The 15,281-nt window shown below is 60.5% G+C and carries 14 protein-coding genes and 2 pseudogenes; 1 reads left to right on the top strand and 15 read right to left on the bottom strand.

Annotation, left to right across the window (positions count from 1 at the left end):
• Positions 1 to 417: a LysR family transcriptional regulator gene (locus AC56QQ_RS09760; RefSeq protein ID WP_489862941.1), complete on the top strand. Its 417-nt coding sequence runs from the start codon at positions 1 to 3 to the stop codon at positions 415 to 417.
• A 25-nt stretch (positions 418 to 442) separates the two neighbouring features.
• On the opposite strand, the gene AC56QQ_RS09755 is transcribed toward AC56QQ_RS09760, so the two are convergent.
• The 15 genes and pseudogenes from AC56QQ_RS09755 to AC56QQ_RS09685 form a co-directional block, all read right to left on the bottom strand.
• A complete protein-coding gene (locus AC56QQ_RS09755; RefSeq protein ID WP_489862942.1) occupies positions 443 to 670 on the bottom strand; it encodes a DUF2274 domain-containing protein in 228 nt (75 codons plus the stop codon).
• Positions 667 to 1,881 carry a TraB/TrbI/VirB10 family type IV secretion system protein gene (locus AC56QQ_RS09750; protein ID WP_489862943.1) on the bottom strand — a complete coding sequence of 405 codons (1,215 nt, stop codon included), beginning with the start codon at positions 1,879 to 1,881 and terminating at the stop codon, positions 667 to 669. The genes AC56QQ_RS09755 and AC56QQ_RS09750 overlap by 4 nt, the downstream gene beginning before the upstream one ends.
• Positions 1,878 to 2,108 (bottom strand): annotated as a pseudogene (locus AC56QQ_RS09745) (TrbG/VirB9 family P-type conjugative transfer protein); the annotation flags it as partial. The gene AC56QQ_RS09750 and the pseudogene AC56QQ_RS09745, both read right to left, overlap by 4 nt.
• Positions 2,109 to 2,256: 148 nt before the next feature.
• A pseudogene (locus AC56QQ_RS09740) lies at positions 2,257 to 2,994 on the bottom strand (PAS domain-containing protein); the annotation flags it as partial.
• Positions 2,995 to 3,488: 494 nt separating this feature from the next.
• Complete coding sequence (locus AC56QQ_RS09735) at positions 3,489 to 5,135, bottom strand: fatty acid--CoA ligase (RefSeq protein ID WP_497126705.1); 1,647 nt, start codon at positions 5,133 to 5,135, stop codon at positions 3,489 to 3,491.
• Between the two features lie 99 nt (positions 5,136 to 5,234).
• The gene (locus tag AC56QQ_RS09730; RefSeq protein WP_497126703.1) at positions 5,235 to 6,215 is read right to left on the bottom strand and encodes a 3-hydroxyacyl-CoA dehydrogenase NAD-binding domain-containing protein; all 981 of its coding nucleotides are present in this window, start codon (positions 6,213 to 6,215) and stop codon (positions 5,235 to 5,237) included.
• A 2-nt stretch (positions 6,216 to 6,217) separates the two neighbouring features.
• Complete coding sequence (locus AC56QQ_RS09725; RefSeq protein ID WP_497126701.1) at positions 6,218 to 7,162, bottom strand: 3-hydroxyacyl-CoA dehydrogenase; 945 nt, start codon at positions 7,160 to 7,162, stop codon at positions 6,218 to 6,220.
• Between the two features lie 73 nt (positions 7,163 to 7,235).
• Complete coding sequence (locus AC56QQ_RS09720; protein WP_497126699.1) at positions 7,236 to 8,021, bottom strand: enoyl-CoA hydratase; 786 nt, start codon at positions 8,019 to 8,021, stop codon at positions 7,236 to 7,238.
• A 70-nt stretch (positions 8,022 to 8,091) separates the two neighbouring features.
• On the bottom strand, positions 8,092 to 9,318 hold the full coding sequence (locus AC56QQ_RS09715) for a CaiB/BaiF CoA transferase family protein (protein WP_497126697.1): 1,227 nt from the start codon (positions 9,316 to 9,318) through the stop codon (positions 8,092 to 8,094).
• 40 nt (positions 9,319 to 9,358) lie between these two features.
• Positions 9,359 to 10,162, bottom strand: coding sequence for an enoyl-CoA hydratase-related protein (locus AC56QQ_RS09710; RefSeq protein ID WP_497126695.1), 804 nt, complete (start codon positions 10,160 to 10,162; stop codon positions 9,359 to 9,361).
• A gap of 67 nt (positions 10,163 to 10,229) precedes the next feature.
• Entirely contained in the window at positions 10,230 to 11,450 is a 1,221-nt protein-coding gene (locus AC56QQ_RS09705; RefSeq protein ID WP_497126693.1) for an acyl-CoA dehydrogenase family protein, read from the bottom strand.
• 569 nt (positions 11,451 to 12,019) lie between these two features.
• A complete protein-coding gene (locus tag AC56QQ_RS09700) occupies positions 12,020 to 12,409 on the bottom strand; it encodes a cyclic nucleotide-binding domain-containing protein (RefSeq protein ID WP_497126691.1) in 390 nt (129 codons plus the stop codon).
• Positions 12,406 to 12,729 (bottom strand): hypothetical protein, encoded by a 324-nt coding sequence (locus AC56QQ_RS09695; protein WP_497126689.1) that lies wholly within the window; start codon positions 12,727 to 12,729, stop codon positions 12,406 to 12,408. Before AC56QQ_RS09695 ends, AC56QQ_RS09700 begins: the two co-directional genes overlap by 4 nt.
• Before the next feature lie 250 nt (positions 12,730 to 12,979).
• Positions 12,980 to 14,335, bottom strand: coding sequence for an NAD(P)/FAD-dependent oxidoreductase (locus tag AC56QQ_RS09690; RefSeq protein WP_497126687.1), 1,356 nt, complete (start codon positions 14,333 to 14,335; stop codon positions 12,980 to 12,982).
• Between the two features lie 142 nt (positions 14,336 to 14,477).
• Positions 14,478 to 15,221 carry an ATP-binding protein gene (locus tag AC56QQ_RS09685; protein ID WP_497126685.1) on the bottom strand — a complete coding sequence of 248 codons (744 nt, stop codon included), beginning with the start codon at positions 15,219 to 15,221 and terminating at the stop codon, positions 14,478 to 14,480.
• Positions 15,222 to 15,281 lie beyond the last annotated feature (60 nt).

The following is a 15,281-nucleotide window of genomic DNA, read 5'->3' as shown; positions in this document are numbered from 1 at the left end:
ATGTGGCGCTCCATTCAGCTGATCACGCTTTACTGTACGATCGTTATCGCCGAGGAAGGCAGCTTTCTCGGTGCCTCCCGGCGACTGCGAATTCATCATTCCGCGCTCAGCAGGCGCACCAGGCATCTCGAGTTGACCTTGGGCGTGGCCTTGTTCGAACGCCATCCGGGCGGGGTCACCACGACGGCTGCCGGCGAACGCTTCCTGGCCAACCTCCGCCGCATTCTGAACGATCTGGATGAAGCGCTCGAGCAGGTTGACGCAACAGGGTCGGGGCGGAGTGTCCAGCCATCGACCGGGGTGGGTGCGTCCCTTTGCCATTGCGCGTTTCTCAACGCTGTCGTTGGATCGATGGGCAGCGATCCCAACGTGGCTCCCTTCATCGCGTTGCTCCGGACGCGGTCTCCTGCGTCCTGACACCCTTCATCATCCGCGCACGAAATCAGCCGCCTTTAGGATCGTTTCGGGCTCGGCTGAACGCCCGATCTGTCGCCATGAACCGCGCCAGCATCGGTGCAATCAGCTTTGCCGGATCGGCGACGGTCCGTCCGGTTTCGCGGCCGAGCACCTCAGCATAGGCGACGAGATCGCGGTGAACGGCGGCGGGCACTTCGATCGTGATCTTGACCGGCCGATCATCAGGAATGGCGGAAAGCTTCAGCTTGATCATGACGGCTCCTTTGCCGTGCCATAGGGCGCCAGCACAAGGTCACGATTGACGATGACCCGAACCGGAAAACCGGGGCGGATGGTAAGCGTCGGCTGGACGTTCAGCTGGTCGCGCACGATCTGCTGACCGACATTGGAAGCCGAATCCTGTGCGCTTTCGCGGATGGCCTTAGCGATATCGCTTTCACCGTCGCCGGAACCAAGCGAGGTCCCCACGCCGAGGAGGGTCGAGAGCGCCGCCGCCCGGAAGAGCCGACCCCAGTGATGGTCGACCTCGTCTTCCAGCCCGGAAAACCCCTCTGCGTCAGCGCCCTGCTGGCGCTCCAGCACGATCGAGGTGCCGTCCGGCATGATCAGTCGGTTCCAGACCAGCAGCACGCGTGACTGACCGAAGGCGACCTGGCTGTCATACTGACCGATCAGCCTCGCACCCTGCGGAATCAGCAGATACGATCCTGATGGACTGTCGTAAACGTTCTCCGTGACCTGAGCGGTGATCTGACCGGGAAGGTCGGAACGGATACCAGTAATGAGTGCAGCCGGAATGACCGTGCCGGCCTGAACGACATAGCGCGAGGCCTTCCCGGCGAGACGATCAGGACTGACGGTGCGTCGATCCGGTTCGGCGTTGACGAAGGCGAGCTTGCGATCCTGCATGTTTTGCGTAGCGCCAGGATCGAGCGGCGGCTGTTCGGTCGGTGGTGTCAAGCCGGACATGGCGTTCGCCACGGCATTTCCTGCACCAGTATCCTGCCGCGCAGGATTCGCTCGCGTGTTGGTGTCGGTAAAGAGCTTTGCGACACGCGCGGCCTCAATCTCTGCCAAGCGACGCTGCTCGTCCGGATCGGCGCGCGGCGTACTGACGTTGGGCACCTCGATCGACTGGCCGCGCTCCTGCGCACGCAGGATTGGGCGGCCGAGATCGCCGGGCAAAGGCGCGCCGAGTTTTGGAACGCCGGCATAATCCTTCGGCAAGGTTTGTAGCCCGTCGGCGGTCGATCGATTTTCAGTGGTGAAGAGTTCGGACGGCCCATCGTTGCCGCGCCGCCTGGTGTCGAGCGCCCAGATCAGTGTGCCAAGGATCGCAGCGCTGGCCACTCCACCAAGACCGATCAGCACCTTGCGCGAAAGGCGCGTGACCCTGGCGGGCTCGGGCCTCAGACGTAGTTCGGCCCTGATGTCCGCGTTCGGGGGATTTGCAACGTCGCTCATCGGAACAGCCCCGTGCTGCGCTGTGGTTTTTTCCCGTCAGTGCGCACGATTCTGACACGCTTCTCGCTCGTCTTGTCGCCTAGCCTCAGTTCGGCGGCGGGAAACAGCCGGTCGACAACGTAATAATTCTGCCGGGCGCGGTAGTTGACCAGTTCCGAGCCGCCCGATGGGCCGATGACGAAGAGCGGCGGCATCTCGCCCTGACCGATACCGGACCGAAACTCGATGGAGAATCGTAGACTCGTTGAAGGCCGACGCGCCGCTTCGGCTCAGCCGTTGTGCTTCCGCCAGATAGGCTTCGCTGCGGCGTAGCAGGTCTTCGGCTCTCTTGCCTTCATCGATATCGACGGACAGGCCATACCACTGGATGACGCTTCCCTGCTGATCTCGCAGGGGTTCAGCACGAGTGTGATGCCAGCGATATGCGCCGTCCGACCGACGCAGACGGTGAACAATCTCGTGGGAAGTTGCGGTCTGGATTGCCTGGCGGAAAGCGTTTGCTGTTTCCGGGCGGTCGTCGGGGTGTATGAATGCCTCCCAACCCTGACCAACAAATTCTTCAAACGGCGCGCCGTTGTAATCCAAGATGCGTTGGTTGACATAGGTCGGGTTGCCCGTTGGTTCGGCCAACCAGATTAGACCTGGCACAGTCTCGAAGATTTGACGGAGCGTGAATTCGCTTTCGCGAAGGGCCTCCTCCGCTTTCTTTTGATCGTCAATATCGATCAGGACGCCGTACCAGCGGAGGACACGGCCGTCTCCGGCGTTCAGAGGTGCTCCCCGTACATTGAACCAGCGATATTGACCGTCGGCACCGCGAAATCTACAGACCACATCGTGTGGACTTGCAGTCTCGAGGTTTGTGAGCCAGCTCCTCACCTTGAAGGCGACGTCCTCCGGATGAACTCTTTCCGCCCATCCCCAGCCAGTAATCTCATCAAGCGGTGCACCGAAATAGTCGAGCACGCGCTTGTTGACGTACTCGATATTGCCGTCGGGTGCGGCTCGCCACACCAGCGTCGGGATCGTCTCCACCAGCAAACGATGTTCTTGCTCGCCGCTTAAGAGAGCCACCTCGGCTCCGTCACCGTCCTTTGACAAAGCTCGCTCCATGACCGGTCTCCCGATTCGGACCTGCCTTTGCCGGAAGCGCCATGTCGCGGAAGACCGTGGACGACCCGGCAGAGGGGGCGCGGTCACCTTACCCGCTGTGCCGGAGATGGACCATATCCTCTCGCTTCATTCGAGCGATTGGCGAAGCTTCCGGGATGGCTCCCCTCATCCTAGGACGCTCTGCAAGGCTGGTGTAGGCAAAATCATATGAATGCGCTTGGGCGGAGGCGAGTTCGCCTCGCCAATCCATGTATATTTATGATGAGGGCTCGTCCGAAATGCAGCGAACGGCCTGCTCTCTGTCGATATATTAGCAAGAAAGGGTAGCCGGGAGGGATGTTTGTCGCTTGCATCGGCATGCTGCGATTTGGTTGTCTCTGCGCACTCCATCGCAAGGAGCAAGGCGACCCAGCCGCCTTCACGTGCGGAGCAAAGAGCGTGCGGTTGCGTGCGGCGCGCCCTGCGCTCCAGCATCCCTGAGGCGCGAGTATCAGCTAGCGTTCGCCGTATTGCTCTCTGAGTTTCTTTTTGTCGAACTTACCGACGCTTGTCTTGGGGAGCGCGTCGACAAACAGGATCTTGTCCGGAATTCCGAATTTCGAAATCACGCCGGCATCGGCGAAGGCTTTCAGGTGCGCCTTGATTTGCGTGTCGCTGAGATCTTTGCCGGAGTGGACGTCCCGAATGACGAGCGCCAGCGGTCGCTCTCCCCATTTGTCGTCCTTGACGCCGATGACGGCGGCTTCCGACACACCCTCGCATTGCGAGATGAGATCTTCGAGCTGCAGCGATGACACCCATTCGCCGCCGGTCTTTATGACATCCTTGATCCGGTCGACGATGCGGACATATCCGTCAGGCTCGATGATACCGATGTCGCCGGTGTGCATATAGCCGCCAGCCCACAATTGCTCCGACGCTTCGGCGTTGTCGACATATCCCTGCGTGAGCCACGGCGCGCGCACGACGATTTCGCCAGGGGTTTTTCCGTCATGCGGTAGTTGGCTGCGGTCCCTGTCGAGCAAACGGATGTCGACCAGCGGTGCGGCCATGCCGGCCTTGGTGCGGATATCGATCTCCTCATCGGAGCCGCCTGCCAGGTCCGCGGATTGCACCTGCGCCAGGCAAAGCAGCGGTGCGCTTTCCGACATGCCGTAGCCGGCATAGACGTCGACGCCCAGCGCCAGCGCCTGTCTGGCAAGCGCCTTTGGAAGTTCGGATCCGCCGATCACCATCTTCAAGCCTGCGAGATCGGTGTTTGCCGCCGTGGCCGCGCCGAGCAACATCTGCAGGATCGTCGGCACGCCATGCGTGAAGGTAACGCCTTCGGTCTTGATCAGCCTGAGGAGCACGGCGGGATCGTATCGTCCCGGATACACTTGCTTGACGCCGGAAAGCGTCGCCGTCCACGGAAACCCCCAGGCGTGGACATGAAACATCGGGGTGATCGGCATATAGACGTCGTCGCGGCAGAACCGACCTTGTTTCGCGGCGCTGCCCAGGAAGGCCATTTCGGCGAGCGAATGCAGCACCAGCTGGCGATGGCTGAAGTAGACACCTTTCGGCGAACCCGTTGTGCCCGTCGTATAAAAGGTGGTGGCAATCCTGTTCTCGTCGAAGTCCGGGAAAGCGTAGTCGGGCGAAGCGCCACGCAGCAGATCCTCATATTCGCCGGCGAACGAAAGCCCACCTGTCTCAGGCGCTGCCCGATCCGACATCAGGACCAACGTCTTCACTTTGGGCAATTGCTGCTTGATGTCTTCTAGAACCGGAACGAAGTCGTCATTGACGAGAAGCACCGACGAGCCTGCGTGGTCGATCGTATAAGCGATCTGTTCCGGCGACAGACGCACGTTCACCGTCTGCAAGACAGCCCCCATCATGGGGACGGCAAAGTAGGCCTCCAGGAACCGGTTGCTGTCCCAGTCGAGCACGCCGACCGTGTCGCCGGCGCGTACGCCAAGCCTGTCGAGGGTGTACGCGAGCCGCCCGATGCGGTCGCGCAACTGGCGGTAGGTGAACCGCGTCCTGTCCCGATAGACGATCTCCTGATCAGGCGCCTGCAGGAGCGGCGTATGCCACAGCTGCTTGATGATCAGCGGATAGTGGTAGGCGGAGTTGGTGACTTGTAATCCAGCCATGGCGGCGTCCTCAGGGATATGTCGCGCGTCAGCGCTCGATGGCGAGGACGCCGGCCAAATGGCTTGATGATGGCCGGCCTCAATTGGCCCGCCTCGGTTCTAGGCGACGCGATTGGCCTTACTCGACGGCGCCGCTTCTGCATCCGCCTTGTTTCGCAACTCCAGAAGCCCAAGTAGGACCTCGTCCCTTTGCTCGGCCAGGTCATCGATCGACCGCGAGCCGACCTCAGCGTGAACACCATCGATCAGCTTCTTCTGCAGCTCCGGCGTCAGTTCCGGCGAACCCAGCACCTTCCACCAGGCCGACATCGGACCGGTGAATTGCTGCAGGAAATGCTCCATGCCGCCCTGTCCGCCACCAAGATGGTTGAGCAGGACCTGGCCCATGATGCCCCAGCGCAGCCCCGGTCCCCACGAGACCGCGGTGTCGGCGTCGGCGACGCTGACGACGCCCTCGCCGACCAAGTAGTACACTTCGCGGGCAAGGGCAGCCTGTAGCCGATTGGCGACATGGCCGGGCACTTCTTTGTGCAGGCGGACGGTCTTCTTGCCCAGAGCCGTATAGAATTCCGATGCGCGCCGGATCGTCTCCTCGGACGTCTTGGAGCCGCCGACGATCTCGACCAGTGGCACCAGATGTGGCGGATTGAACGGGTGCGCGATGACGCACCGCTCGGGATGGTTAGGACAGCCGGACTGGATCTCGCTCATGGTCAGACCCGAAGAGCTCGAGGCGATAATCACATCGGGCGGCAGCAATTCGTCGAGCTGGCCGTACAGCTTTTTCTTGAAGTCGATCCGCTCTGGTCCATTCTCCTGTACAAGATCGGCTCCCTTGACGGCCGCTGCCATGTCGGCGCTAAAAGCCAGCCGCATTGGGGAGGCGCCGGGCGCGAGCCCCAGCCTGTCGAGTGCAGGCCAAGCGGCGTCGATAAAGCGTCTCAATGAAGCTTCCGCATTGGGGGCTATATCCGTCGCCACGACATCGAGGCCCTTGGCCAGGAATTGTGCCGCCCAGCTGGCGCCGATGACGCCCGTACCGATAATGGCGACCTGAGAGATCTGCTTGCTGTCAGCCATGGTCATTTCTCCTTCGAGGGGATTTCGGCGTAGGCGACGCCGGACAGATTGCCTTGCGCGAAGAGAAACGCGCGCTTCTCCAAGCCGTCGAGTTTTGCGGTATAGACCGAGCCTCCAAGATCGGTGACGAACATCCGATCGCCAGCAACGTCGAGCGCGATACCGATGCCTTCCATCAGATCGCTGATGAGAAGCTCAGGTGCATATCCATTTCTGGCCGGTGCTTCGATCGAGGCACGATTGACGGTATTGCCAGCAGGCGGATTGCCGCGATCCGTCCAGTAGAGAAAGCGACTTGCAAGATCGAGCTCGAGGTCAATCGGTTCGGGCAGCTCATCGAACCATGTTTCGATATCCGTTCGACTGGCGGCGTCCTCGCCATTAGGTATGTCGATGCCCGCCCGGAATATGCAGCCGAGGCCCGCATTGTCCGGCCCCTTCTGCGTCCAGTAGATTTGCTGGCGCTCAGGGTCGACCGTTATGCCGACGCACCATTTGGTGGCATCGCGACTGTCGTCCTCGCCCTCGCCGGTCTGGACCAGCGTCTCGACGTCCGTGCCGTCGAGGTTTGCGCGCATCACTCGCATGCCTTCCCGGTCGCACCAGTAGAGCTTGCCGCTCCGCTTTTCCAGGTGAAGCTGTTTCGGCGTGTGTGTGATGCCTTTGGGAACTATAATCCTGCGATTGCCGCCGTCGAGATCGGCCCGCTCGATGGAACCGTCATTGAGGCTGGGCACCCCCATGTTCGTCCAGTAGATATGGCCGGCCTCGGCATCGACCACGATGCCGTCAGGCAGATGACAATCGGTGACGATGACCTTCCGGTCGGAGCCGTCCGGGTTCATCGAATGGATACGGTGACCACTCAGTTCGAGTACGAACAGTCGACCAATCGTACTCTTGCTGCCCGATATTGGTTTCGACTTCGTCGTGAAGGCGTCATTCATAGTCTTTCCTTTCACAGCTCACGGCCGCGATGCAGAAGTGCGGCATCCTGCAAATTCGTTCGCCCATAGCGGCCTACTCGGCGGCTACAAGATTTCTGACTTTGGTGAAGTCAGGCGGACGCTTTTCCATAAAGGCCGTCAGCGCTTCCTTCGCCTCCTCGGAGCGGACATGAAGGCTGAATGCCTCGTTCTCGGCCTGCATTGCCGCCTTTATCTGTTCACGAAACGGAAGCTTCAGGAGTCTCTTGGACGCCTGCAGCGCACCAGCCGGTTTGGCTGCCAGCTTTCGCGCCGTTTCGGTCGCCACCGGCAGGAGGTTCTCATCGAGCACGACCTGCGTGGCCAATCCCAATTCCACAGCGCGCCTGGCATCGAACGCTGATCCCAGCATAATCAACTCTGCCGCGCGGATGTGTCCGATCGCAGCCGGAACGGCGCAGCTCGAGCCAAATTCCGGCACCACGGCAAGGTTGATGAAAGGCATCTGGAACCTGGTGCTCTCGCCCGCGTATACGAAATCGCAGTGCAACAGCACGGTAGTCCCACTGCCGATTGCGGCGCCACGCACGGCCGCAATGATTGGCTTGCCGAAATCAGCCAGCGCGTTCATGAGTCGAGCCTGGGGAGATTCACCAGCCCCTGGGGGATTCTTCAGAAAGTCCTGGATATCGTTGCCGGCGCTGAAAGTATCTCCCGCGCCGTGCCAAAGCACGACACGAACACTGTCATCCTTTCCTGCGTCGTTGAAGATATCGGCGAGCTTCGCGTACATTGTCGAAGTCAGCGCGTTCTTTTTTTCCGGCCGATTCAATTCGATGCGAAGTATGCCGTCGGTACGTTCCGTAACTATGTCATCCATTGTCTTCAATTTCCGTCCATCCAGGAGTTGATTAAGTTCGGCAAAGCTTGAGCAGCTTCGGTGCCTCGAGCTATGCCGCACGTCCAGGTGCCTTCGGAACCGTGCCACTGTTGAGCAGAGCGTCTATCTCGTTGGTGCTGAAGCCGAGCTGCCTGAGGATATCCTCACTGTGTTCGCCGAGGTCCGGCGCTCGCGTGGCGGAGGCCTTAGCAACGCCATGCACCTGTAGCGGGCTGCTGATCGTAAAATTGAGGTTGCCGCCTGCGCCTTCGAGTGGCACGACGATGTCGTTTGCCCTGAGCTGCGGATCCTTGATCACGTCGGCGGGCGCCTGCACGACACCAAACGTCAGATGGGCGTGTTCGAACACTTCGATCCAGTGTGCCATCGGCTGCGCGGCAAAGGTCTGATCCAGGATCGTGGTAAGCTGCCCCGAATTCGCTGCCTGTTTCGCAGGGTCCGCGAAGCGGGCATCCGTCAAGAGGTCCGGGCGACCAATCGCATTAACCAGAGCCGGCCATTTATCCGGTGTCAGCACGATGAGGAACCATTTGTCGTCAGCCGCCCGATAGACATTCAACGTCGCGTTCGGCGGGTTGGCGCGATCGTGCAACGGGAAGAACGTTGCTTCGGCAAGCGCGGCCTGTGCCATGACTCCGGAGGCCCAGACGCCTGCAGCGAGCAGCGAAGTGGTAACGTAGGAACCCTTTCCCGTGCGTTCGCGCCGGTAGAGCGCGGTGACGATTGCCGAATAGAGGCTGACCGCTGTGCCATGATCACCGCTGCCGGTGACGGGGAACGTTGGCGGGGCACCCGCATCGCGCGTGAGCGAAAGCAGTCCGCTTCTAGCCCAATACGCTGTGAGGTCGAATCCCGGGAGCTGGGCATCAGGCCCGCTGTCGCCATAGCCGGTGACGTCCGCATAGATCAGGCGCGGATTCCACGGCGCTAGGTTTTCGTAGCCGAGCTTCAGTTTTTCACGCGCCGGATGCGGTGTGTTGACGATCAGAACGTCCGCCCATACCACCAGCCGTCGCAGTACCTCCCACGCTTCGGGTGACTTCAGATCCAGCGCCAGTCCGCGCTTGTTGCGATTGTTGAGGTGCCAGGGATAGTTGTCTTTTGACCGGGGCTGCGGCGGGACCTTGTATCCAATTCGCCACGTGTCGCCGGTTGGCGGCTCGACCTTGATAACCTCGGCACCAAAGTCGGACAGGATAACCGCGGCGGCGGGTCCCGCGATGAAGCTGGCCAGGTCCACCACCTTCAATCCAGCGAAAATGTTGTCGGTTGCCATATGGGCTGTCCTTTCTGAATTGCCGTGTGCGTCGGTTGTTTCAGCGCCCACGGAACTGAGGCGCACGCTTCTCGAGGAAGGCAGTTGTGCCCTCCTTCTTGTCCTCGGTTGCGGCACAGAGCCCGAAGTAGGAGGCCTCGAGCAGCTGGCCCTCGCTCTGACTCGTCTCCATCCCCTTGTTCGCCGCCTCGAGCGCGAACTTGATGGCGATCGGAGCGTTGGCGGCAATCTTGCGGATGATGGCCTCGGCGCGTGTGATCAGCTCGGCGGCCGGGACAATCTCGTTGACCAGCCCGATCCGATACGCCTCCTGCGCCGTGACCATCTCGCCTGAGAGGATGAGTTGAAGAGCTCGGCCTTTGCCGACAAGCCTCGGCAGTCGCTGGGTTCCGCCGCCACCCGGCAGCAAGCCCAGTACCACCTCCGGCTGACCGAACCGCGCTGTTTCCACCGCGATCCTGATGGTACAGGCCATCGCCGTCTCACAGCCGCCACCGAGCGCAAATCCGTTCACGGCCGCAATCACCGGCTTGCCCAGGTTCTCGACGAGGTCCAACACTCCTTGACCGAAGCGACTGGATTGTTCAGCCTCGAACGCTGACACATGTGCGAGCTCGCTGATGTCGGCGCCAGCGATGAAAGCCTTGTCGCCGGCACCCGTCAGAATGACACCGCGTATCGCATCATCGTCGCGAGCGTCCTCGAAGGCCTTTCTCAAATCCGACCATGTCGGCGTGTTGAGTGCGTTGAGGACCTTTGGGCGATTTACGGTGACATAGGCAATGTTGCCCTTCTTCTCATAGAGCACGTTTGCGAGCGCCAGGCCCGCCGTTTCCACGGCCATGATTATACTCCAGTTCAGAAAAGGGGGGCGAGCCAGGGTGGGGGGAGCGACCCTGGCTCGCCGCTGCTCACACGAATGCGCCAAGGCCGGTAATGGCTTTACCGACGATCAGATTCTGCATCTGAAATGTGCCTTCGTATGAGTAGAGCGCTTCGGCGTCGTTGAAGAAGCGCGCGACATTGTAGTCTGCAACGATGCCGTTGCCGCCGAGCAGTTCACGCCCCCATGCGACCGTCTCGCGAGACTTTGACGTGCAGAATGCCTTGGCAAGCGACGCGTGGTGGTCGGCAAGTTTCCCTTCGTCATCCATCTGCGCCAAGCGGACCATCAGGCACTGGCACGCGGTCAGGTTGGCGAGCATCTTGGCGAGGATGTCCTGCACCATCTGGAACGAAGCGATCGGCTTGCCGAACTGCAGACGCTCCTGAGTGTACTTCAGGGTCGCCTCGAACGCGCCCATCTGGATACCGGTCGACGCCCAGCCGACCATGTAGCGTGTCATCCGCAGCACCTTGGCAGTATCGCGGAACGAGTTGCCACCCTGCAGGCGGTTTGCTTCCGGCAAACGGACGTCCTTCAGCGTGATGACACCGTTCTGAACGACCTTAAGCGCGATCTTGTGCTCGATCTTCTCGACGCTGAATCCGGGCGTCGTCTTGTTCTCGACGATGAAGCCCTTCACCTGATTATCGGCGAGGTCACGGGCCCATATGATCGAGACGTCGCACCACGTCGCGTTGCCGATCCAGCGCTTCTGCCCGTTGAGGACCCAGGTATCGCCCTCGCGCTTGGCGGTCGTGGTCAGTCCGCCGCTCGTGCCGGAACCGACCAGCGGCTCGGTGAGACCAAAGCAGCCGATCTTTTCCCAGCGCGCCATCGGCGGCAGCCACTTCTGCTTCTGTTCTTCCGAGCCGTCGAGATAGATCGAGCCCATGGCGAGGCCGCTGTGCACGCCGAAGAAGGTGCAGAACGATGCGTCGACGCGGGCCAACTCCATTGCGACGAAGCCAAACAGTTTCTGGCTCCCGCCGGCGCAGCCGTACCCCTCGTATCCAAGGCCGCCCAGTCCCAATTCCTTGAACGAAGGCAGCAGTTCGAAGGGAAACGCGTCGTCGGACCAGTATTTGTTGATGACTGGCTGGACCTTGCTTTCCATGTACGTCCGAACCTTCTTGACCACCGCGAGTTCGTCGGGGGCCAGGAGATCGGCGAGCTGGTAGAAGTCGCTGTTCGGCGCCGGCAAAGGCTTCGCCTGCTTGTCTTGCTTAGTTGCAGTTGCCACTGCCATCGTCGTTCTCCTGCTCGATTGTCCCGATCTCTCGGAATGAATTGTGAGCAGGACTATGGCCTCTGCCCGCCCTTTCCTCTTGGACAACCCTGCGGCGGGTAGGACGCCCGTGCCCGATCTTGGGACTGGCTTCGAAATGACTGGTGGCGCTGTTGCGCTGCGCGGACGAATGCCTTCTCACGCTCAGAATAGAGATGGTTCGGTTTGTGTTTGCACGCCAGCTCGCAGTCGCAGCCAGGCCTTCGCGGTCACAAAGCTCGAGGTACTCAGGTCTGGTAGCCTTCCCCTCTCCTGACTGCATTCGCGACGCGAGTCGGAGGATGTCGTACAGCAGATCAGTCAGCCCAATCGCCAGATGGTCGGCGACTAGCCTGAGCGTTGCTCGGTCAAAACCATTGTCAATCGTGGGCTTCTTGGCCATTGCGGTGATCCTGCGAAGCAACGCGTTTCATTCGCCTGCAGCAGGACCTTAACGGTGCCGGTCGTCGCTCGATTTGATCGGAATGCGCCGGCTTGTTTGTTTCGACGGCAAGTCAAAGGCAACCGGCCAGGGAGGTCGACCGTCGACGCTACCTAGGCGCTGACTGTTCCAGGACGAGACCGCACATTGCCGTTGTTATTTCACGGAGTTTTGCAGCCAGATCCGCGCTCACCAGCGTCAAGAGCTTGGCGCGGAGTGCCGGCCTGCTGGCCATGAACTCCACCAATTGCCGCCAGTCCCATTTTACTAAGGTTCCATAACTGCGAGCCACGACATCGACCGGACTGGCCAGGCCACTGTAGACGCTGACGTCGCCGATAAGTTGACCGGGGCGGAATGCCATTCTGGTACCACTGGCAAATATGGCTTCAACGTCGCCGGAAATGAGGACAGTCACGTCGGAGATCGGCCGGTCCTTTTCGAGGATGAGGTGCCCGGGCAAACAGTCGACCCATCGGCCAAGGTTGATCAATTTCAAGAATTCTTTCTTGTCGACGGAGGTGAAGGCCAGGCGATAAAGCCGCTCTTCCCTCTCGCTGAGAACGACCGGTCGCCGCTCAGGGCGGTTGCGACGATGCGAACCGCATTCACGGCCATGAACGCTATGCTCCAAAAAAGCGGAGCCCACAGTGTCTCGTGCTGAAAGTACCAATACGGGAGTATTATTGCCTCGCCGAAAAAAGACAAAATTCGCAGCTTCAGGACATCTCGCGCGGAATAAGCAACAAGGAACAAGAGGTTCGATAGGGTAACCAGACCGTCGATTCCGAAAACCTGACTGGCCAGAAGCTCGTACATGGAAGCGTCCTGATGGTTTGGGTGCCCGGTCAATCGGCACCGCCGGCGGCCGGCGTGCGAAACGCCGTCGCGCAGGCCACTCCAGTTCGACCGAGACAATCACTCTGCAGCTGGAGGATTGTCTTCGAGAGCAAATCCGACAGGTCCAGCCAAGACCATCCGGCCGTTCTATTGAGTTGACGACGTTATCCGAAGCCGATCCGCCTCGTGGCGACGGCGAGGGACCGTCGCTTTTGGCTCACCAGGCGGATTACGGGGCTGTCGTTTTTTCCGCGGTGACCGCAACGGTTGTTGGTCGGGGCGCTTCAGAGATCAGCCGCGAACTGCGCTGGCCGGTCAGATACGACCAGAGCCATTGCGATTGGACCCGCCAACGGTTCTGAAGCTGGGGGAGAGCCAACAGGTGAACGAAAGCCCAGATGAACCAGGTCAAGAAGCCAGCCGTCTTAAGATGACCAGACTCCAGGATGGCAAAGTTCTTGCCGACGACCGCCATATTGCCCTTGTCACGGTAACGAAACGGCCGCTTCGGTTCGCGACCCGTGATCTGGTCGGCAATCCGTCGGCCCACATAGCGCCCTTGCTGGATGGCCGCCTGCGCGACGCCGGGTACGGGCTTTCCATCCTGCTGTATGGACGCCGCGTCGCCGACCACGAATATGCCGGGTTGACCTGGCAAATTGAGGAAAGGCTCGACGAGCGCCCTACCCGCGCGATCCGTTTTGGCACCAAGCATCTGGATGATCGGCGATGCCGCCATGCCGGCCGTCCACAACACAGTTGCACTTGGAATTCTTTCGCCTCCCGCAATCACGCCCTCAGCGTCGACACGGTCGACCTTGACGCCGAGCAAGACTTTGACGCCGAGCTTGGCAAGGTGTCTGGCGACCTTTTTCGACAGCGACGGATCAAAGGTCGGGAGAACCCGATCGCCTCCCTCGATCAAGGTGATCGTGCTGGTTGCCGGTTCGATCCGTCTGAAATTTCCACGCAGCGTGACCTTCACCATCTGGGCGATCGATGCCGCAAGTTCGACACCGGTCGGTCCGGCGCCGACGAGCACAAAATTCATCTGGCGCGCGCGCTCAGTCTCGTCATCGGTCGCCTCGGCCATTTCAAAGGCACTCAGGATCTTGGTTCGAATCACCTCGGCGTCGGTGAGGGTCTTGATCCCCGGTGCAAACGCTGCGAATTCGTCGTGACCGAAATAGCTCGGGCGCGTGCCCGTGGCGACGACCAAGATATCGAATCGTACCTTGCGGATGCCGATCCCGGGAACAAGTGTATCGACCGTGCGATGGGTCGTATCGACACCAACGACGTCGGCAAGCATCACGTCCAAATTGGCCTGCTTTGCCTCCAGCTGCCGGATCGGCGCCGCGATCTCGGACGGTGCCAGCACCGCGGTCGCAACCTGGTAGAGCAGCGGTTGGAAGATATGATGATTGCGGCGATCGATCAAAATCACGTCCGCATCGGATCTCTTGAGAGCGCGCGCCGCGGCAACGCCGGCAAAACCGGCGCCTAGGATAACGACCCGCGGCCGCCTGGTGTGTGAACCACCAGCGTCCGTGGCGATTTCGGAGGGACCAATCTCAGCCAACATCGCTCATCACCTCATGACTAACCGGGGTTGTGCATCTGGCCAATCTGACGACCATGCAATGCGATACCGCGCCGATGCACATCTTGATTGTACCGATCTGCCGCGAGCGGAACATGCTTGCGGCGTTCGGATCGACGTGGGCTCACATCACCGGCAGCCACAGATCGATGGTGGTGCCGCGATGAGGCGTGCTGGCAATCGACAGCCCGCCACCCTGGCGTTCCATTAGCTGCCTGACAGTCGCCAGGCCGAGGCCCGTTCCATTTGTCTTGGTCGAGAAGTGCGGCTCCCCTGCCATTTTCAGCGTGGTCTCATCCATTCCGCTGCCGGAGTCCGAGATGGTCAGGCGGATCATCGGGTTGCCGCCTCGCATCCGACCGGTGGGATAGCGATCCTGTGCGACGGCGATCCTCACAAGTCCGCCTTCCGGCATCGCGTCGCGGGCATTCAAAACAAGATTGAGCAACGCCCGGTCGATCAGTTGCTGGTCAATGAAAGCCTTGGGGAGATGCTCGGCGATGTCGAGGTCAAGACGAATGCGCCCCGACAACAAACTTGCAAGCGGCGCCTCGAGCCGTTGCAGAAGCCGACCGATATCGACCGCTGCAAGCTTGACTGGCCGGGGGCTCGCAAAGTCGAGCAGTTGCCGTGCGAGCGTCTTGGCGCGGAAGGCGCAGTAAATGGCTCCGTCAATCTTTTTCAGTTGCCGCGCCGTTCCGGCGCCACGACCTTGCATCTCCTCCAGGACAGACACGATCGGCGTCAACAACAAGTTGAAATCGTGAACGATGGAGGCGAGCAACAAGCGCGGGTCGGGAACTGGCTGCAGGGCAATATCGTTGTCAATAACGCAACGCGCGGACGTCATATTGAGATTGTCAGCCATGGCTTCTCTCCATCGAGAGTGTCGGGAAATCTGGTTTCCATATGCTCAATTTTGATCACG

The sequence above is a fragment of the Mesorhizobium sp. RCAM 05099 genome, assembly GCF_059683685.1.
The sequence above is the reverse complement of the archived record's forward strand: the minus strand, read 5'-3'. Positions and strand labels throughout refer to the sequence as shown.